Source organism: Vibrio sp. T13N (genome assembly GCF_032970445.1).
Classification (GTDB): Bacteria; Pseudomonadota; Gammaproteobacteria; order Enterobacterales; family Vibrionaceae; genus Vibrio; species Vibrio diabolicus.
The window spans coordinates 293,886-313,379 of the sequence record NZ_JAWJYE010000001.1; the positions used below are offsets into that span (position 1 = coordinate 293,886).

The window sequence follows — 19,494 nt, forward strand, 5'->3', positions numbered from 1 at the left end:
CTCAGGGATTTATACATTTTGTTAGGCGAATAGCGAATTAAAGCTTAAAGAAGCTCAATTGCTCTTTTTGCTTCTCTGCAAGTAATGAAAGCTCAGTACTCGCGCTTGCGCTTTGACTAATACCCGCCACATTCTGGTTAACCAGTTCAGACATGTTAACCACGTTGCGGTTGATGTCTTGAGTGACTTGAGACTGCTCTTCGGCTGCGGTTGCCACTTGCGTGTTTGAATCGTTAATGTTGGCTACCGACTCGGTAATACCAACCAATGCCTCATTCGCTTGTTGCGTCAGTTCGTTGTTACGACTGAGCATGTCAAGGCTGACTTGCATGCTGTCATTCGCAAGCCCAGACTGCGCTTGAAGTTCTTCAATAATCGTTTGGATCTCTTGAGTCGAGTCTTGCGTGCGTGCCGCGAGCATACGTACTTCATCCGCAACAACCGCAAAACCACGACCAGACTCACCAGCACGCGCAGCTTCAATCGCAGCGTTCAATGCGAGTAAGTTGGTCTGCTCAGAGACACCGCGAATCACTTCAATAACGTCGTTGATCTGAACCGACTGCTCTTTTAAACGCAGTACGACTTGCGCTGCATCGTTCAATGCCTGAGACATCTGTGCGCTTGCTTCTGCGCTCTCTTGGAAGATAGCCAGACCTGATTGCGCAAGACCATCAGCTTCGCGAGCTGTCGAATCCGCAGACGTTGCGTTATCGCTCACGTTGTTTGCCGTGCTAGCAAGTTCATTAACAGCCGATGCGACTTGTTCGATCTCGGCTAGCTCTAGCTGAGCATTCGCTTCTGCTTGCGTCATTACTGCGGCAAGCTCAGTCGATGCCGATGCAACCTCTTCACTGATGCGAGTAAGCTGGTCGACCGTGTTATAAAGCTGTTCTGCTGTTTGGTTAACATCTTTGCTCAGCTTCGCAATTTCGTTATCACCATCTACATCTGCGCGAACTGATAAGTTGCCCATTGCCAACTGACGCATCACTTCTTGAAGTTTTTGAATAGGCGTAACAATCATGCCTGATAAGATCCACGCCCCGACCAATGAGAATGCAAATACCGCAAGAACTGTCAGCATAGCGTTGTTTTGTACACGCTCATTCTGTTGATGGCTTCTTATGGTTGACTGCTCTGCTTGGTCATTCACATGCTTCGACAGAGTATTGATTTGTTGAACCATTTCTCGGCCAACATTACGGTACTCTTTAATGAATGCACGGTACTCACTGTCCGACTTCAAGCCTTGATCGTACTGGTTAAAGAAAGCCACTGAGCGCTCTGAATATCGAACATAGGCTTCGATCGCTTGGCGAACTTTAATCGCATCTTCACGAAACAGATTACGAGCTTCAATCGCACTTAAATCAGCTTCAACCTGCTTTAAGCCTTCTTTCAATTCATTAAGAAAATTTTCACGACGGGAAGCGTCGTAGATAGCGTAAACCGCTGTAATACGAAGTGGATAAATTTCATCGTCAATACGCGCCAAAGTGTCTTTATGGAAAACCAAAGACTCTTGGTTGGAAGCAATAACATCTTGCTCAGCTTGAAGATTGTTTTTAGTAATCCACAAAGCAATAAACAAAACAATCGCGGTAAATAATACCGGAACCAAAATTTGCGTTCGTACTGACAAATTTTTCAGTGATAACTGCATGACTGGACCTCAGTTGTATGCGTGATGCCTATATCCAAACGAACTCAAGCAACTCTCAATACTGAAGCTGCATTTCGGTTATTTGAATATCTATGCTTCCTTGCGACGGGAAAGTTCCCAGACGAATAAACAAGTGGCGAATATTAGAGGTCGATCACACTTTTGTCTAGTACAAAAAGTCCCCATTTTCAATCTGTTATTGACAATATCCCGACAGTAGTGTCGGGATATTGTCGTTATGATAAATTGTGATCACTTATGATGAGATACATTCACATTTAGGGCGGTTTTAGGCTATTTTCTCAACGAATTGAGCTTAGCTTGAGCAAGGCCAAAAATCGTATCTATTGGATAAGAACCTTCATCGGTTGGCTCACCGGCGACTTTCCCCGTGAACAGCTCGATGGCTTCAGTAACATGATCAATCGCCCAAATATTAAACTCACCTTTTTCTACTGCTTTCACGATGTCGGAACGGAGCATCAAGTTATGAACATTAGATTGCGGGATAATGACCCCCTGCCCTTCATGACGACCTTTAATCACACACACATCGTAAAAGCCTTCAATTTTTTCGTTCACACCACCAATCGGCTGAGCTTCACCAAACTGATTCATCGAGCCTGTAATCGCAATGTCTTGTCGGTTTGGTTGCTTTGAAAAAGCAGACACTACAGCACATAGCTCAGCCATGCTGGCACTATCACCGTCGACACCACCATAAGATTGCTCAAACGTAATCGTTGTGGTTAATGGTACTCGCGCCGTTTTACCAAACACGGAAGACAAGTAGGCCGATAGAATCATCACGCCTTTAGAGTGAATACTGCCGCCCAAATCCACACTGCGTTCGATATCGATAACATCCCCATCGCCGTAACACGTCGTCGCGGTGATGCGATTCGGCGCGCCAAACATGTAGTCGCTGGTACTTAATACCGAGAGGGCATTCACTTGACCGATAGCCTTCCCTTCAGTGCGAATCAAGGTTGTACCGTTAACAAACGTTTCCATCACGTTGTCGCGTAATCGGCTCACTCGCATTTCTTGGTTCTTGAGCGCCTCTTCCACATGACCGATACGGATCATGTTGGAGTTGGCTTGACGAGCAACGTAGTTTGACTCACGTAATAAATTCGCAATATTGGCAGAGTGGAGTGATAGCTTGGTTTGATCACCAGACAAGCGTGAACTGTATTCGATAATCCGTCCCATGGACTTTCTATCACAGTGCAGCATGTTGTTATCGTTCACGACGCTAGAAATAAAGCGCGCATAGTGCAGTTCCGACTCTGGCGTTCGCTTCATCTCATCTTCAAAATCCGCTGTCACTCGGAACAACTCACTGAACTCTGGATCGTAATGCTGCAGCAATTGATAAGTTCGGTAGTCACCAAACAGAATGATTTTAATATCGAGCGGGATAGGCTCGGGATCGAGTGATACCGCCCCTGTCAATGTCACTTCTTTTTCTAGGGAGGTAAAGCTCAATTGACGAGCACGCAGTGCGCGCTTCAAACCATCCCAAACGTAAGGCTGTTCAAGCACTTTCTGTGCATCCATTAACAGAACGCCGCCATTCGCCTTATGCAAACTCCCCGCACGAATCAGCGAAAAGTCGGTAAACACGGTTCCCTTGAAAGTGGCTGTCTCAATCGAACCGAAGAGCGAATGGTAATTGGGGTTTTCTTCAACAACGATAGGAAAGTCACTGCTGTTGCGGCTTACCAAGACGTTCACTTTATAACGACGTGGCAATTTTTTATCCAACGACGCCGTTGCAATTTCGCCTTGCTCACCACTTTGATCAAGGAAGATATCTGCGTTTTCAACAATATCTTTTTGCAGCTCAGTTAAGTACGTTTTGACTTCAGAATATTCCGCGTAATCCACTTTGAGCTTTTTAATGAAGTGAGTAATCACATCGAGCGTCACTTCATCATTAAGCTTTTTGATTTTGTCGCTGTAAGTTTCTTCCCACTCTGTGAGTTCACGAACCATCGAACGTAATCGTACTTCGAGTTCATCAATGGCATCGCTGAACTGCTCTTGCTCTTTCTTACTTAGTGCATCAAAAGACTCTTCCGTATGAAGCTCATCACCATTCATGGCGACAAACTGATAATCGCCTTGTGTGGTAAGCGTCAAGCTAATGCCTTTCTCTTTTGCCTCTCGGCTAATGCGGTCCAGCTCGTTTTGTTGCTTCGCCGCCAATTGGTTTTTTAATCGCTCAGCTCGGCTAAAGTACATTTCATTGTCGAACGCTAGGGGTAAAGCATTCAGTAGTTTGCCCATTAAGGCTTCAATATCAACACGTAACTTATTCCCGATACCACAAGGCAGCTTCAACACCATGGGTGTGCGGGTATCTTCAAAGTTCGCAACGTAACACCAATCAAACAAGGCTGCTGCATCGTGCTGGTGACGATTCAGATAGCGCAGGATCATGGTGCGTTTACCTAGCCCATTCTGACCAATGGCGTAGATGTTATACCCTTTCTCTTTGATGGACATCGCAAACTCGACCGCTTTTTGCGCGCGCTCTTGGCCCACAATCTCATCAATTGGAGGTAACTCCTTGGTCGACTTACATGGCATATTCTCTAGATCTGCTACAGAATATAGCTGCTTAGCTTCCAATCTTAGTATTGCCATATCCACTTCCTTTTTTCTTATTTTCGTCATTTGAGTGTAGAGATTATTTGCTTAATTTTAAGTGATTTACCTTCCACCCTAGTTTGATTGGACATTTTATGAGCACAAAAGTGATATTAATACGCACTTGCAATTGATAATCAATTTCATTTAATATCAAAACAAATCAACTCTTGTGGAGATGGACATGAATATTGAGCAATGCTGGATGCGCTACTTGAAAGCAGAGCAATTGATGGAACAAGGCCACTGGCCCGAGGCACATCGTTTATACGACGATGTACTCAGCAATCTACCCAACCACATTCATTCGGCGCTCGAAAATGCTCACACCAAACCTTGTCAGTTTGTCTGTCTTATCACCGGGCTGAGAGATGCGTGCGTTGCACAATCGGAGATTCTCAACAAACTCGGATTACAGCGCGATGCTTTTTCAACACTCAATCAAACGTACGCACTATTCCAATTCTTGCAATTAGAGAATCATGAACTTGTTGAGCGTGTGGGTCATTTACTTGGTCAACAAAGTGAGGACTTGTTAGCTCATATGGCGGCATTTTGCTCTGCTCAACGCAATGCTCAATGGATGATTGAGCTAGACCATGTGACGCGCGCACATGAGCAGTTTTTGCATTTGCAAGCGATGAGTTCGGCAAAGTCTTCGCCTTCTCACCTTTATAATTAATCTAAAGCCCAAGCATTGAGGTCTGCCAGACTTAGCGCAGCCCATTGCTTGTGTTTCATTTGCTTTATCAACCACAAGGATCTGTGATGTCTTCTAAAACCATTCTTTCGGTGAATAACCTATCGGTCAGCTTTACGACAAACGATGGGATCGTCGATGCAGTAAAGAATGTTAGCTTCGATTTAAAAGCAGGCGAGACGCTTTCCATCGTTGGCGAGTCTGGGTCTGGCAAGTCAGTATCAACCAATGCACTGATGAAACTATTGCCAGACAACGCTATTTTGCATACGGACTCATCCATCATGTTTGAGGGTAGCTCCATCTTGGATAAAACGGAGCGTGAAATGCAAAGTATTCGCGGTGATCGTATCGGTATGATTTTTCAGGAGCCGATGACCTCATTGAATCCATACATGCGGGTGGGGATCCAAGTCGCTGAGGCCATCATGTGCCACCGTCCAGTGGATAGACGGAAAGCCAAAGCGAGAGTGTTAGAGCTGTTTGAACTGGTTGACATGCCAGAGCCAGAGAAAGCGTACAGCAAATATCCGCACGAGTTTTCTGGCGGTCAGTTACAACGCATCATGATTGCAATGGCACTGATTAACGAACCCGATATTTTGATTGCCGACGAACCAACCACCGCGTTAGATGTCACGGTTCAAGCAGAAGTGCTGCACCTGATTAAAGAAATTCAGGCTCAGATGGGCATGGCGATACTTTTTATTACTCATGATTTAGGCGTTGTAAAACACTTTGCCGACCGTGTCATTGTGATGTGTAAAGGGGAAGTCGTCGAAGAAGGCGAAACGCAAACACTCTTCGAAGACCCAAAACACGAATACACACGTATGCTGATCAACTCTATTCCAAAAGGCAGTAAGGACCCTATTAGCGAGAGTGCTACACAACTATTAAAAGCTGACGATATACGAGTCAAATTCTTGATAAAGTCGCATTTTATTGCCAGTAAAAATGAGTACTTCGAAGCCGTAAAAGGCATTTCTCTTGAGCTCAAACAAGGGGAAACACTCGGGATTGTTGGGGAATCCGGTTCAGGCAAGTCTACCCTCGGCCGCGCACTGATAGGCCTCCTACCATCCACAGGTAAAATAGAATATAAAGGCCAAGATATGGCTTTGCTAACAAACAAAGAACGTTTTGAGCTGAAAAAAGACGTTCAGATGGTGTTCCAAGACCCTTATGGTTCGCTTTCTCCTCGTATGACTATCGGTGAGATCATCACAGAAGGATTAACTGTCCACCAGCCAATGTTGAGTAAAAAAGAACGTATGCAGAAAGCACGCGACGTGCTTCGAGAGGTTCGCTTAGATCCCGCGTCCATCAACCGTTATCCGCACGAGTTTTCGGGAGGCCAGCGTCAGCGTATTGCTATCGCGCGAGCACTGATCCTTGAACCTTCGTTTATTCTGCTTGATGAGCCAACCTCTGCATTAGACCGCTCGGTGCAACTGACAGTGATTGACCTTCTGAAAGATTTGCAGAAAAAGCATAATATTGGCTACTTGTTTATTAGCCACGATCTATCAGTAGTTAAAGCACTCTCTGATCGTGTTCTAGTCATGCAAAAGGGCGAGGTCATGGAACAAGGTACGGCCGAAAATATTTTCCAAAACCCTAAAAATGACTACACGAAAAAACTGATAGATGCCTCATTTGATCTTGAAAACAGTGAAAATCAGCACAATGCGGCTTAGGTTCATCACAGTTTCATATTCATAAACTAGGATTAAGAAAAGGTGATAAGTTCATCTTGTCTTAAGAATGGCGTAGCTGCCTTTCGGTTTGGCCGCCGAGACTGGTTGGTTCAAGAGTCAGACTTAGTCAACCTGGCTCACATACAAGCAAACAGTATGAATTGAGTTCCCCCAACCATGAAAAATGCCGCGACAGTGTCGCGGCATTTTTTATTCTCAGAAGCTTCGAGCAACTAAGGCATTAAATCGACTCAATACCCATATTATGTAACGTAAATGCATACACGTCTGTGGTGAGGTCAATTTGCTTACTCAGCGGCATCCCTGCACCATGACCAGCATTGACATCAATGCGTATCAATACTGGATTAGCACCTTGCTGCTTGTCTTGCAGTTCCGCAATAAACTTGTACGAATGTGCTGGAACCACACGATCGTCGTGATCGGCGGTTGTCACCAATGTCGCAGGATACTGCACGCCTTCTTTTACATTGTGAACAGGAGAGTAGCCAAGCAAGTATTGGAACATCGCTTCGCTTTGCTCAGACGTGCCATAGTCATACTTCCAGCCTTCTCCAGACGTAAACGTGTGGTAACGGAGCATATCAAGCACACCTACGGCTGGCAGCGCCACCTTAAATAACTCAGGACGTTGCGTCATACACGCACCAACCAACAAGCCGCCATTTGAACCACCACGAATCGCTAGACGCTCGGAGCTAGTGTAGTCGTTTTCAATCAGGTATTCCGCCGCCGCAATAAAGTCATCAAATACGTTTTGCTTTTGCTGCTGAGTGCCTGCGTTGTGCCAAGCTTTACCGTATTCACCGCCGCCTCGCATGTTGGCTACAGCGTAAATACCACCCAATTCCAGCCAGTTGGCCACATTGCCAGAAAACATCGGAGTGAGGCTGATGTTAAAACCGCCGTAACCATACAGCATGGTTGGCGCACTGCCATCAAGCGCGATGCCCTTCTTGTATGAGATGATCATCGGAACTTGCGTGCCATCTTTTGAGGTGTAGAACACCTGTTTTGATTCATACTCACTGCGATCGAATGGCGCTTTTGATTCTTGAAACAGCGTCGATTCACCAGACTCAACATCAAATGAGAAGATCGTCGGTGGCGTCACGTAGTTAGTAAAGGTGTAATACAGCGTGGTTTCTTCTTTTTTACCCGCTAGACCATAAGCCGTACCCTCTCCCGGCAGTTCAACATCTCGAATCCATTCACCTTGGTAGTTAAACTGCTGCACTTTAGAAAGTACATCCACCATATAAGTCGCAAACAGATAACCGCCACCTTTGCTGATTTCTAACGGCTGTTCTTGTTCAGCAATCACATCCATCCATTGCGCTGTTCGGGTGTTGTAGCTGACAACTTTGCCATTCGGCGCATCTAGGTTGGTGTAAAGCAGCAAGGTTTCGTCTTGGCTATCAATCAAGTAGGTGTCGCCTTGCGTTGTATCACGAAGGGTCACAATCGCTTGGGACTCAGACTGTAAATCGATATAAAACAGACGATTACCCGATGTGGATTCTGCGCCAGAAATAATGAGGAAGCGATCGTCCGTCGTCGTGGTACCAGACACATAACGGTGAACCTGCGTATCCAACTCACCGAAAATCACTTTATCTTCAGACTGAGGTGTACCAAGTTCATGATAATAAAGCTTGTGATGTTCAGTTCGCGCAGATAACTCACTGCCTTGCGGCTTATCATAGCTTGAGTAATAGAAGCCTTTGCTGCCCAGCCAAGAAATCGACGTAAACTTCGCATCCACAATCTCAGGCTCTAACTGTTCTTTGGTTTCCGCATCAATAACAAAGATCTTGCGCCAGTCACTGCCCCCTTCCGAGATGGAATACGCGACCAAACGATAATCTTTCGAGAAGCTGACTTCGCCAAGAGAGGTCGTGCCCTCCTCGGAGAAAGTATTTGGGTCAAGGAAGACTTCGGCTTCTCCCTCGCCTTTACGGCGATACAATACGCTTTGGTTTTGCAAACCGTCGTTTTTGTAGAAATAGGTGTAGTCACCACGTACAAATGGCTGGGAATATTTTTCGTAGTTTTGGCTGTTCACGACCAAGTCACGGATTTGTTGGCGGTACGGGACCTGACCCAGGAAATCGAAGGTCACTGAGTTTTGACCCGAAACCCATTGTGCGGTTTCTTCGCTGCGATCATTTTCTAACCAGCGATAAGGGTCGGCAATGTCGTGACCAAAGTAAGTGTCCACGACAGAATCTTTACGTGTTTTTGGGTAATGCATAACGTCCGTGTTACTCCGTTGTTTTTATTAAGTTGTTTATTTTCATATCGTTTTATTGCGGTGATTACCTTAGAGCACCCAATATTGATTTCAACGACATTGTTTTAAATCTATGAAGGAACTAGAAATAATGAGATATCGTTAAGTAACGATCACGAATGTGCTCAATAAGCAGTTTCACTTTATTCGGTGGTTGACGAGTAAACGGGTACACCGCGTAGATACCCAACTTTTTACCTACTAATTCAGGAAAAATATCCACCAGTTGACCATTACGAATATCGTGATACACCAAGCAGCGCGGGACGTAAGCTATACCATGGCCGCCCAGAGCGGCTTTACGTAATGCGGTCGCGTTATCAGTAGAAAAGCAGCCCGATACTTTGACGATGTAATTACCATCTTCGCCTTTAAACTCCCAGTCTGTTGCACCTGTGGTTTGGTAAGCGTATTGCAGACAATTGTGTGTGGTGAGATCAATAGGCTCGATCGGCTTCCCATTTTTAGCGATATATGAAGGGGACGCGCATACCACCCATTGGGAATCGAGAATATGTCGTGCGATCAAACTGGAATCGGCTAGGTAGCCAGTTCGAATGACTAAATCGTAACCATCAGCCACCAAATCGACAAAGCGGTTATCCAATGACATGTCCACGGTCAGGCCCGGATGAAGGTTACAAAATTCCGCAACGGCATCAGCAAGTATCAAATCTCCAGAGATACACGGCACGGACATTTTTATGTGACCGCTCACATTCTCTCCAAAGCCTGCAACAGCGTCCATAGCCTCCTGAGTGGCCTGCTTCACATTTTTAGCACTGTGGAGTAACACCTTACCTGCTTCGGTTAAGGTCAATTTACGCGTTGTTCGATATAATAGCTGCGCCCCAATCTCTTCCTCCAACCTTGCCATTCTTTTGCTAACTACCGAATTTGTAAGGTTATTTGCTTCTGCAACCTTACTAAAACTGCCCAGTTCGATTACTTGAGAAAATAGGATTAAGTCGTCTGCTCTCATACGATTATGTCACTTTTGGAATTAATTATTTTCATTATTTCCCTATATCAACAAAAAATAAAGGAGTAAATTCACGCCAAATTAACAAAACCATTACAACAAAAAGTCACCTCTACAGCGGATTGACACCGTTCGAGAAGTCAGCGTACGAAGGATGTACAAATGAGTGAAACCCTACTTGCCCTAGTGGCATTTTCGCCAATTGTTGTTGCCGCCATCTTATTGGTTGGTCTCAACTGGCCTGCTAAAAAAGCCATGCCTGTTGCGTTCGGTTTAACCGTCGCTATTGCCCTAATGTTTTGGGATATGTCAGCCAATCGCGTACTGGCTTCTGTATTCCAAGGGCTAGGCATTACTGTCTCTGTTCTATGGATCGTGTTTGGTGCCATCTTCTTGCTCAACACTTTAAAACACACTGGAGCGATCACCACTATCCGTAATGGATTTACCGATATTTCAGCTGACCGCCGTGTGCAAGCCATCATCATTGCTTGGTGTTTTGGCTCATTCATTGAAGGCGCATCAGGGTTCGGTACCCCGGCAGCAATTGCTGCACCACTACTGGTTGCAATCGGCTTCCCCGCGCTTGCCGCTGTCCTAATGGGTATGATGATCCAGTCAACGCCAGTTTCATTCGGTGCGGTGGGTACGCCAATCATCGTGGGTGTAAACAAAGGTTTAGACACCCATAACATCAGTGAGTCTTTGGCTGCACAAGGCGCAACATGGGAAATGTACCTGCAAGATATCACCGCGCACGTTGCTGTGATTCACGCTGTTGTAGGTACGATGATCCCTGTATTAATGGCGATGATGTTAACACGTTTCTTCGGCAAGAACAGAAGCTGGAGTGAAGGTCTGGATATTCTACCATTTGCGTTATTCGCAGGCGTCTCTTTCACTGTGCCATACGCGTTAACCGGTGTGTTCTTGGGCGCAGAATTTCCTTCACTAATCGGTGGTTTGGTTGGTCTTTCTATTGTTGTTACCGCAGCGAAAAAAGGCTTCTTAGTACCAAAGACTAAGTGGGATTTCGAAAGCGAAGACAAATGGCCTGCTGAATGGTTGGGCTCGCTAAAAGTCGATCTAAACGACAATCCAGGCAAGCCAATGAGCATCGTAAAAGCTTGGGTACCATATGTAATGCTGGCGGTAATTCTCGTCGCAAGCCGCGTAAGTCCGGAACTGAAAGGCTTTGTACAAAGCGTAAGTTTGTCGTTCAGCAATATTCTTGGTGAGACTGGTGTGAGTGCCGCTATTCAGCCATTGTACCTGCCAGGTGGCATCCTCGTGTTTGTCGCACTGCTTGCCGCAATGTTACAAAGCGGTAGCGCAAAGCCATTGCGTGAAGCGTTTGGCGAGTCAAGCAAAACACTGATTGGCGCGGGGTTTGTCTTGGTATTTACCATCCCGATGGTTCGTATCTTCATCAACTCTGGTATTAACGGCGCTGACCTAGCAAGCATGCCGGTCACAACAGCGAACTTTGCCTCTGACCTTGTCGGTTCTGCGTTCCCAGCACTAAGTGCCACCGTTGGTGCGCTGGGTGCGTTCATCGCTGGCTCAAATACGGTTTCAAACATGATGTTCAGCCAGTTCCAATTCGAAGTGGCACAAACACTGTCTATTTCGAGTGTGATTGTTGTGTCGCTTCAAGCCGTTGGTGCTGCCGCAGGTAACATGATTGCGATTCACAACGTTGTTGCCGCATCAGCCACCGTAGGCTTACTTGGCCGTGAAGGCGCAACATTACGTAAGACTATTATCCCTACGTTCTACTACATTGTAATGACGGGCATTATTGGTTTGGTGTTGATTTACGGCCTCCAAATGACGGATGTCTTGATGAAGTAACGCGAAACGCAGGGTTTGTAGCCCTGCCTAATTTGACACAGCTGTCAGCACTACTACCCCGACATGTTGATTTAGCTTGCTACATCAATCCCCCCGACAGCTGTGTCATCCTTTCCAATTTGTATAACTGATTGAGTGATTTAACAAAATTTTTCAATCAATTATGTAAATGAGTTACCAACATCACCAGTTCAAACGTAACTGAACCATAGGTAACTATACTCATTTTGATGCCTTCACTGCTTTGCGATGAAGGCTCAACGAAAGAGCAAATTGCTCCACAACTTTGCTTAGAATAACCGCTAGGACACCATTATGATTATCTCAGCTTCTACTGACTACCGCGCTGCCGCGAAAGCCAAACTTCCCCCGTTTCTATTCCATTATATTGATGGCGGCTCTTACGACGAACGCACGCTGAAGCGTAATACTGACGATTTAGGTGATGTCGCCCTTCGCCAACGCGTCCTACGCGATATGACAGATTTGAGCCTAGAAACCGAGATCTTCGGTGAGAAACTGGCAATGCCAATCGCGCTAGCTCCTGTTGGTCTAACTGGTATGTACGCGCGCCGAGGCGAAGTGCAAGCAGCAAAAGCGGCCGAGAAGAAAGGCATCCCGTTTACTATGTCGACCGTTTCGGTTTGTCCTATTGAAGAAGTCGCACCTGCAATTGAACGTCCAATGTGGTTCCAGCTTTACGTGCTTAAAGACCGTGGCTTTATGAAGAACGTGCTTGAGCGTGCAAAAGCAGCGGGCGTCACAACGCTGGTGTTTACCGTTGATATGCCAGTTCCTGGCGCGCGTTACCGTGACATGCACTCAGGTATGAGTGGCCCTAACGCAGCCATGCGTCGTGTATTCCAGGCGATGCGCCACCCAAGCTGGGCACTGGATGTGGGTCTACTTGGTAAGCCGCACGACTTAGGTAACATCTCAACGTATCGCGGCGAACCAACAAAACTAGAAGATTACATCGGCTGGTTAGGCGCAAACTTCGACCCGTCTATCTCCTGGAAAGATCTTGAGTGGATTCGTGACTTTTGGGATGGCCCTATGGTCATCAAAGGCATCCTCGACGAAGAAGACGCGAAAGATGCGGTACGTTTCGGCGCGGATGGCATTGTGGTATCTAACCATGGTGGTCGTCAGTTAGATGGCGTACTTTCAAGTGCTAAAGCACTACCAAGCATTGCAGATGCGGTAAAAGGCGATCTTAAAATCTTTGTTGACTCAGGTATCCGTACTGGTCTTGATGTGGTTCGTATGCTCGCACTTGGTGCAGACTGCACACTGCTTGGTCGTTCATTTGTGTACGCATTGGCTGCGCAAGGCGGCGCAGGCGTTGAAAACCTACTGGATCTGTACGACAAAGAAATGCGTGTAGCTATGACGCTTACTGGTGCGAAGTCTATCGCGGACCTTTCTCGCGATTCCTTGGTGAAAATCCCATAATCTTTGCAGGCGAGCAAAACAGAAACGAAAAAACGAGCCACAGTTGGCTCGTTTTTTATTGCTCTTCAACCCGATAATTTGACGAGCAAGCTAACTAACTTGGTGAACGTACTCGATCACGACTTGGTTGCCGTCGATAAACACGTTACTGATATCGCCATCCACCGTCACACGATTTTGTAAATAAACCGTACCAGATGCAGATAGATCACGCTCCGTCAAAGACGGAATCACCTGACCAGGACGTACATGTAGCTGCTCGCATAGCTGTTTTACAAAACCTAGCGTCAGTGGAGAATTACCACGTAACAAGCCAGAAAACTCGTGTAGACTCAAACCAAGGCGCTTCGCCATTTCCATTTGAGTGATGTGCATTTTGGCTTTTTGTGACATCCAGATGTCGTAGAGCGCGTTTCGATCCAGCTCTGTAAATTCCATATCTGCCTCCGCTAATTCAAGAGCCAATACACTCTCACACTTACTTAAGATAAATGTTAGCGATAAGTCAGAGAAGTTATAATTGATCGTTCAAATATCAACGCACATCGGAGATGACGAAGCTCCGCACACGAATGGAACGGCGGCTCATCACCCAGTTTCGACCACTCACTTTTCACCTCACGAAATAGCCTACCTCAGGCGATTTATACATAAGTAAATGATTTAAAGGAAATCACTGGGGTGAAGGAGTAATATCTGCTACCTTTCCATCCATGGTTCACTAGAAAGAAGTTACATATGTCACAGTGGTTTACCGATTTGCAAAGCTATATTGAAACATCTCATCAAGATTGGAGTGGGAGTGTCCTTTTCATTACACTCGCCAGCTTTATTGCTTGGATAGCTTGGCGACTGATCCGCTCTCGTCTCGCAGTACTAGTAGAGAAAACCCCTTTCCACTGGGATGACATGTTGCTTGACGCGCTAAAAGCGCCAGTCAGTACACTCATTTGGTGTTGGCCTGCAACCGTCTCTATCGGCATCATATTAGAGAGCGAGCTCAACGATAAAATAAACTGGTTAAGCACGCTGAAACTGATTTTGGTGATCAGTATCTTCGTCTGGACCGTTATGCGACTCATTACCAATGTTGAAGAGTACGTCCTAGAACAAAAAAACCGAGATGAAACAACAGTGCAAGCGATAGCTAAAGTCGCGCGCTTGTTCTTTATTACCGTCGGAATTCTCACTGTGATGCAGGCGTTTGGCTTGTCACTGTCAGGATTGCTCACCTTTGGTGGTGTCGGTGGTTTAATCGTTGGTTTAGCGGCGAAAGATCTACTATCGAACTTCTTTGGCGGCCTTATGATCTACTTCGATCGACCGTTTAAAGTTGGCGACTGGATCCGCTCTCCAGATCGCCAAATTGAAGGTACGGTAGAGCGAATTGGCTGGAGAATGACCATCATACGAACTTTCGACAAGCGTCCTCTTTATGTGCCAAACTCTGTGTTTAGCAACATAGTCGTAGAAAACCCATCTCGCATGCTAAACCGACGCATCTACGAAAAAATTGGACTTCGTTACGACGACGCCGAAAAAATGCCGCAAATCATTACAGCGGTGAAAGAGATGCTTAAGAATCACAAAGATATTGATGCACGCCAAACGCTTATCGTCAACTTCGATACGTTCGGTCCATCGTCACTGCATTTCTTCATTTATACCTTCACAAAAACCGTGAATTGGGTGAGATACCATGAGGTTAAACAGGATGTTCTTCTTCAAGTAATTAACATCATTAAAGAACACGAAGCAGATATCGCCTTCCCAACTCAAACACTCAAGCTCGATCCAGTTCAAATGATAAAAGCTGAAGAGCAAGAAGATCACGGCTTCTAATTTCCATCAATACCAATAACAAAGCCCGCTTTATTCAAGCCCGCTTTATTCAAGCGGGCTTTTTCATTTTTTATTTGCTTGGATTGGTTAGTGTTGCATTAACACCATACGAGCATTCAATGGTTGGATAGGACGATTGTTTTTCCCCATCACTGTCGTAAACGCTTTAATCTGCTCAGGGGAAATGGTTTGTGCTTCTTTCATCACTAACCAACGTACCCCTTCAGAGCATGGTGGTGTCGTTAGTGAGCCATTAAAGCGATAATACGCTTTGTCTTTTGGAAGCAACGCATCCGCTTCAAATGGCAATTTAATCTCTACACCTTGATCTTTACTTGGTATGTTTGCCAGTAACTTCGCTAAATCTGGGTTCGCTTTTCCGGATTGAAAAAACACGGCCACAACCGCCAAATGGCCAGTTGTATCAGCATGCACAAAGTGCGCTTCTAATGGGTATTCTTTGCCATCCACATGGTTTTCTGACGGAGTATGGAAGTGGAACTGCTTTAACGTGAATGCATTGCCATCAATCAACAGTGTGTTGTCACCCTCTAGGCTGGTTTGCAGGGTGTGGCCGTTATTGAGCAATGAGATTGCTTTGCCATGGTAGTCGAACTGCAATTTGTCTAACTTCGCTTCTGCTGCGGAGACAATATTAATTGGGCTTTGGTTTTGACCTTTGGAACATTCAGACGCAAACTCGCCCCAATGCTCAGGCCCGTGACTCCCCTCGTAACCCCAGCTTGCTGCGTTAGCTGTTCCTGTAAATACCAACGCCAAACCTAGTGCTGCCAGTGACTTCTTCATAGTTTTCCTTATTCCTTCAAGTTAAATGTTGTGAAAACAAAACCATACTAATCGCAAAGAATTAAGCGGGAATAGAGTGAAAACTATGATTACAAAAGTTTTTTGGAATAGATGCCTCTAGTTATGCAATTGATATGATGCTCAAAATTGAACATCAACGATTATCGAGTCGGTATAAGTGCCAGCTGGTGGGGTGGTTTGGCTTGTTATTATCTCTGCGCGATAATTGAAGTTCTGCGGAGTGATGCCATCGGGAATGGTGTCACCCGTATCCACATCGCTCTGTTCACGACGTTCAGAACCAGTCCCCCCCCACCGCTCCGTCGATGAGGATTTATAGATTTCATACTCCAAATAGTTACCGCCAGATGCCATGCGTCGTTGGCCTCCGGAGGCATTCACACCGTCGTTTAAACCAATGGTAAAAGCACTGTTCTTGGTACAGGTTAATGATATAACCTGACTGACAGGGTCAAAACCTGCCACCAATGGTGATGAACCAAAATTAATATCTGGTGCCGTGATCATACAATCGGGAGTGACTTCCAACTCTACCGTAATCAAGCTTTGTGCATTGCCTGTTTCTCGCCCAAGACATACGCCTCCAACTCCAATTCCTGAGCAATAATTCCAAATCCAAGACACCGTAATTTGGTCTCGATAAGTCCCTGCTGAGAGATTACTACCAGCTCCTGTCCGGGCATAAAGCGGAAATTCAGCTTGAGTGCCAAATAAACCTAGTAAATCGAGCAGCCCAATTTCAAAAAAATTGTAAGTTTGGCCAAAAATGTACTCTTGCGAAAGGCTTGGGTCTCCAAAAATCTGATAGCTAAGTTCCGAACTGATATCCGCCGCATTAAGCAACCGCCCATCGTTAGCGCTGTTAAACGTTGCAGACACATAATCGCCACTCAACAAAGAAACAAGTGTAGAAAAGTCACACGTTATCCCTGCGTGAGGCTGGGCTGAGCTCTGTTGCTGAATAGTTGAAACGGTAAACGAGGAAACGCTTCCAAATTGAATCAAAGGCGTCGGCGCAGTGAGCTCACAAGCCATGTTACCGGACGATATAAAAAGAAGAAAAAACCAAAGATAACGAGAATACCGACTCATAATTGTACCTCTGCTTTTTGCTCTTTCGTGCAGACTTGTTTACCTAATGTCTGTATCTTCTCGCTCCGTGTTTGATAGAGTCCCGTTATAAATACTTTACATGGTGGAAAGCCTTCGGGGTAAAAGATAATGTACTCACCTACATTACGCCCCTCAAAATACGTTACTCCATCCCAACCAATTTGCCCAACCACTCCAGTATCTGATTGACCATAAGTTCCTAACGGCAAGTAGGCGTCATTTTCATCAACAACCTCCATACTTAACGCAACTTGCAAAGCTATTGGGAACTCGAGCAAATAGCCATACCCAGAATGTATCGACGCGTATTGTTCTGTTGTTGGGAAAAAAGCATTGGCAGGTAATCTAAGCGGATCAATTTCATATTTTGCGGTGTAATATGCCATTGCCCACGGTACAAGTAAGTAACCGTCATCATCAGTCAATCCAACGACTTGATTCTCATATTTGACGGGCACACCTTCAAAACCGCTAGTACTGACAACAGCGAAACTATCATACACATTATTTGCAGGGAATATTTCACCATCGAGTGACGCAACCGAACCCGACATTTCGGCAAAATAATCGTAATTACCACTCGTCCCGTTTAAGCCCGCTCGGAACTCCGCCCAAGAGGCTCGGTAAGTAACATCGGCCTGCTTTCTATTGTCAGGCTTTTCATTAATATCATGCGCTAAGTTGATTCCCAAACCACCTCGAATCGGCGCAAGTCGACTAACACTAGCACGGCCACTAAGATGACCATCGCTTTCACGCTTCATGGTTAATCCCGCGCTACCAGAGAAAGCGCTCAAAGGTAATGAGAATTGTGCTAACGTAACTGCCTCCCCACCGATGTTTCGATTAAACGATAATGACATGTTGATATCGAACGGAAGCGAGCGGCTGTAAGTTACATTAAGTATTCTCGATCGAGAGTCGGTTTGCTGAACATCAAAGTATCCCCCTGATAACGAACCCCACTCATTCAGCCGGGCGCCAACATTTATCTGAGAGACATGCCGAGACAAATTCTCTCGCTCGTTAGTGTTGTCACTTCTCAAGCTCTCTGGTGCTTGGGAAAGCGTGTAAAATCCCTCGCTCTCAACTTGGGTACGAGCGGAAAAGCTAAACATTCGAGATTGATAACTATAACCAACTGAATAGGAACTCGCTCTCTGCTCATAATTGCTAAACCTTACCGCCCCATCAATCGTTCCCATATTGAATAGGTTGGTAACAAAACCGACTCCCGCAACAATTAAGTCATCTTTCGCTTCGGTTTGTGCCTCCAACGTTAGCCAGTTTGTCATTCCGTGCCTCGCAGCTGCGACAACAGCACCATCGCCATAGTCATTTGAAGCGTTGCCATAGTTTCGGCGTAAAGCACCAAAACTAGCGTTGTAAGAGGTATAGTTAGCCTTCAGCAAGTTAGCTGAAAGGAAAAATGGACTGGTCATTGCAGTCCGCCTTCCCTGAGCATCCGTTGCAATCACTGTCGCTTCACCAGCTCCCGATACCATTGGAATATCATTGATAACAAACGGTCCCGGCCCCACAAACATTGAATCGGTTTTTAATCCGTTTACAAATAAATCTAACGTCGTGGGAGCAGTTACTTCGCCATAAAATGCAGGTAAAGGTGCGGTAACCACATCTGGACGCATAGAGAAGTCATGTGAGAGTTGAATACCAGCCATTCGAACTGGTTGACTCCACGCAAGGGGCCTCACAATGTAATCCCCTACTTCAAAGCGCAATCGACGACTTTGATCAACATATTCGTACCTCGTGTCGAAGCGTGTATATTTATTACTTTGTTGCGCTTGAACGTCGCGATGAAGGTTAGATTTAAATATTCCCGTCGTAGAAAGTACGCCGAATTCAGAAAAGGCTCTCAATTCGTGGTTAATAGATACTTCTTTTTGACTACTCTCGTTATCATAAACACCAAACACACTGTAATTAAATAACCCACCAGTTCCGAATTTAGCAGGGGAAAAACGCCTCCTGTTCTGCGCAGAAAAGCGTTGCATCGGCAACCAATTCGGAGGCAATGTGATTGATAATTGCAGTGACGATTGCAAATAATCGACCTCTACACCCGATATTGATGTTATGTCTAACTTCTCTTGCGTCCCAGGTAATACATCCGCGACCACGCCAGCAGACAGTAAATCGTCTCTATACACGAAGTAACGCTCGCCTTTACGTTCAACATCCGAGATTAAACCCGTCGGTCGTTGATTAATGACTAGTTCTAACGACAAATGAATATTTTCAAAGTTCTCATAAGAAAAGTTTTCAGGGCTAGGTAACTGCGATAAATGGGTCACTACGTTATCGCACCAACCCACGCCAGGCGTCATACTGGTAAATAAACAAGATAGATATAAAATC

Annotated in this window: 13 protein-coding genes; 5 read left to right on the forward strand and 8 right to left on the reverse strand. The window is 45.6% G+C overall.

The window, feature by feature from the left end; all coding sequences use genetic code 11:
* Window positions 1–37 precede the first annotated feature (37 nt).
* A complete protein-coding gene (locus tag R2S67_RS01335) occupies window positions 38–1,666 on the reverse strand; it encodes a methyl-accepting chemotaxis protein (protein WP_005394881.1) in 1,629 nt (542 codons plus the stop codon).
* A 294-nt stretch (window positions 1,667–1,960) separates the two neighbouring features.
* A complete protein-coding gene (locus tag R2S67_RS01340) occupies window positions 1,961–4,321 on the reverse strand; it encodes a Lon protease family protein (protein WP_268845466.1) in 2,361 nt (786 codons plus the stop codon).
* Between the two features lie 187 nt (window positions 4,322–4,508).
* Here R2S67_RS01340 and R2S67_RS01345 point away from each other — a divergent pair, with 187 nt between their 5' ends.
* Window positions 4,509–5,006, forward strand: a complete 498-nt coding sequence (locus R2S67_RS01345; protein WP_317341779.1) for a hypothetical protein — start codon at window positions 4,509–4,511, stop codon at window positions 5,004–5,006.
* 86 nt (window positions 5,007–5,092) lie between these two features.
* Complete coding sequence (locus R2S67_RS01350) at window positions 5,093–6,724, forward strand: ABC transporter ATP-binding protein (RefSeq protein WP_317341780.1); 1,632 nt, start codon at window positions 5,093–5,095, stop codon at window positions 6,722–6,724.
* A 241-nt stretch (window positions 6,725–6,965) separates the two neighbouring features.
* Here R2S67_RS01350 and R2S67_RS01355 read toward each other — a convergent pair whose 3' ends face one another.
* Together R2S67_RS01355 and R2S67_RS01360 are read right to left on the reverse strand one after the other, a co-directional pair.
* Window positions 6,966–8,999: a prolyl oligopeptidase family serine peptidase gene (locus R2S67_RS01355; protein WP_317341781.1), complete on the reverse strand. Its 2,034-nt coding sequence runs from the start codon at window positions 8,997–8,999 to the stop codon at window positions 6,966–6,968.
* Between the two features lie 121 nt (window positions 9,000–9,120).
* A complete protein-coding gene (locus tag R2S67_RS01360; protein WP_005375112.1) occupies window positions 9,121–10,020 on the reverse strand; it encodes a LysR family transcriptional regulator in 900 nt (299 codons plus the stop codon).
* A gap of 162 nt (window positions 10,021–10,182) precedes the next feature.
* Between R2S67_RS01360 and R2S67_RS01365 the strand changes: the two genes are divergently transcribed.
* Together R2S67_RS01365 and lldD are read left to right on the forward strand one after the other, a co-directional pair.
* Window positions 10,183–11,874: an L-lactate permease gene (locus R2S67_RS01365; RefSeq protein WP_006741952.1), complete on the forward strand. Its 1,692-nt coding sequence runs from the start codon at window positions 10,183–10,185 to the stop codon at window positions 11,872–11,874.
* Window positions 11,875–12,189: 315 nt separating this feature from the next.
* Entirely contained in the window at window positions 12,190–13,329 is a 1,140-nt protein-coding gene (lldD, locus tag R2S67_RS01370; RefSeq protein WP_005383962.1) for an FMN-dependent L-lactate dehydrogenase LldD, read from the forward strand.
* A gap of 90 nt (window positions 13,330–13,419) precedes the next feature.
* Here lldD and R2S67_RS01375 read toward each other — a convergent pair whose 3' ends face one another.
* On the reverse strand, window positions 13,420–13,767 hold the full coding sequence (locus R2S67_RS01375; RefSeq protein ID WP_005375109.1) for a helix-turn-helix domain-containing protein: 348 nt from the start codon (window positions 13,765–13,767) through the stop codon (window positions 13,420–13,422).
* 300 nt (window positions 13,768–14,067) lie between these two features.
* On the opposite strand from R2S67_RS01375, the gene R2S67_RS01380 reads away from it, so the two are divergent.
* Window positions 14,068–15,171, forward strand: coding sequence for a mechanosensitive ion channel family protein (locus tag R2S67_RS01380; RefSeq protein ID WP_046875767.1), 1,104 nt, complete (start codon window positions 14,068–14,070; stop codon window positions 15,169–15,171).
* Between the two features lie 87 nt (window positions 15,172–15,258).
* Here the strand turns inward: R2S67_RS01380 and R2S67_RS01385 are convergent, their stop codons facing one another.
* From R2S67_RS01385 to R2S67_RS01395, 3 genes are all read right to left on the reverse strand, one after another.
* A complete protein-coding gene (locus R2S67_RS01385; protein WP_253644831.1) occupies window positions 15,259–15,978 on the reverse strand; it encodes a carbonic anhydrase in 720 nt (239 codons plus the stop codon).
* 141 nt (window positions 15,979–16,119) lie between these two features.
* Window positions 16,120–17,091 carry a spore coat protein U domain-containing protein gene (locus R2S67_RS01390; protein WP_170902711.1) on the reverse strand — a complete coding sequence of 324 codons (972 nt, stop codon included), beginning with the start codon at window positions 17,089–17,091 and terminating at the stop codon, window positions 16,120–16,122.
* Window positions 17,088–19,463: a fimbria/pilus outer membrane usher protein gene (locus R2S67_RS01395; RefSeq protein WP_317342138.1), complete on the reverse strand. Its 2,376-nt coding sequence runs from the start codon at window positions 19,461–19,463 to the stop codon at window positions 17,088–17,090. Before R2S67_RS01395 ends, R2S67_RS01390 begins: the two co-directional genes overlap by 4 nt.
* Between the last annotated feature and the right edge of the window lie 31 nt (window positions 19,464–19,494).

Excerpts from the sequence above, each read along its gene's own strand:
- R2S67_RS01335 (WP_005394881.1), bottom strand. The coding sequence starts at position 1,666 with ATGCAGTTATCACTGAAAAATTTGTCAGTACGAACGCAAATTTTGGTT.
- R2S67_RS01340 (WP_268845466.1), bottom strand. The coding sequence starts at position 4,321 with ATGGCAATACTAAGATTGGAAGCTAAGCAGCTATATTCTGTAGCAGAT.
- R2S67_RS01345 (WP_317341779.1), top strand. The coding sequence starts at position 4,509 with ATGAATATTGAGCAATGCTGGATGCGCTACTTGAAAGCAGAGCAATTG.
- R2S67_RS01350 (WP_317341780.1), top strand. The coding sequence starts at position 5,093 with ATGTCTTCTAAAACCATTCTTTCGGTGAATAACCTATCGGTCAGCTTT.
- R2S67_RS01355 (WP_317341781.1), bottom strand. The coding sequence starts at position 8,999 with ATGCATTACCCAAAAACACGTAAAGATTCTGTCGTGGACACTTACTTT.
- R2S67_RS01360 (WP_005375112.1), bottom strand. The coding sequence starts at position 10,020 with ATGAGAGCAGACGACTTAATCCTATTTTCTCAAGTAATCGAACTGGGC.
- R2S67_RS01365 (WP_006741952.1), top strand. The coding sequence starts at position 10,183 with ATGAGTGAAACCCTACTTGCCCTAGTGGCATTTTCGCCAATTGTTGTT.
- lldD (WP_005383962.1), top strand. The coding sequence starts at position 12,190 with ATGATTATCTCAGCTTCTACTGACTACCGCGCTGCCGCGAAAGCCAAA.
- R2S67_RS01375 (WP_005375109.1), bottom strand. The coding sequence starts at position 13,767 with ATGGAATTTACAGAGCTGGATCGAAACGCGCTCTACGACATCTGGATG.
- R2S67_RS01380 (WP_046875767.1), top strand. The coding sequence starts at position 14,068 with ATGTCACAGTGGTTTACCGATTTGCAAAGCTATATTGAAACATCTCAT.
- R2S67_RS01385 (WP_253644831.1), bottom strand. The coding sequence starts at position 15,978 with ATGAAGAAGTCACTGGCAGCACTAGGTTTGGCGTTGGTATTTACAGGA.
- R2S67_RS01390 (WP_170902711.1), bottom strand. The coding sequence starts at position 17,091 with ATGAGTCGGTATTCTCGTTATCTTTGGTTTTTTCTTCTTTTTATATCG.
- R2S67_RS01395 (WP_317342138.1), bottom strand. The coding sequence starts at position 19,463 with ATGACGCCTGGCGTGGGTTGGTGCGATAACGTAGTGACCCATTTATCG.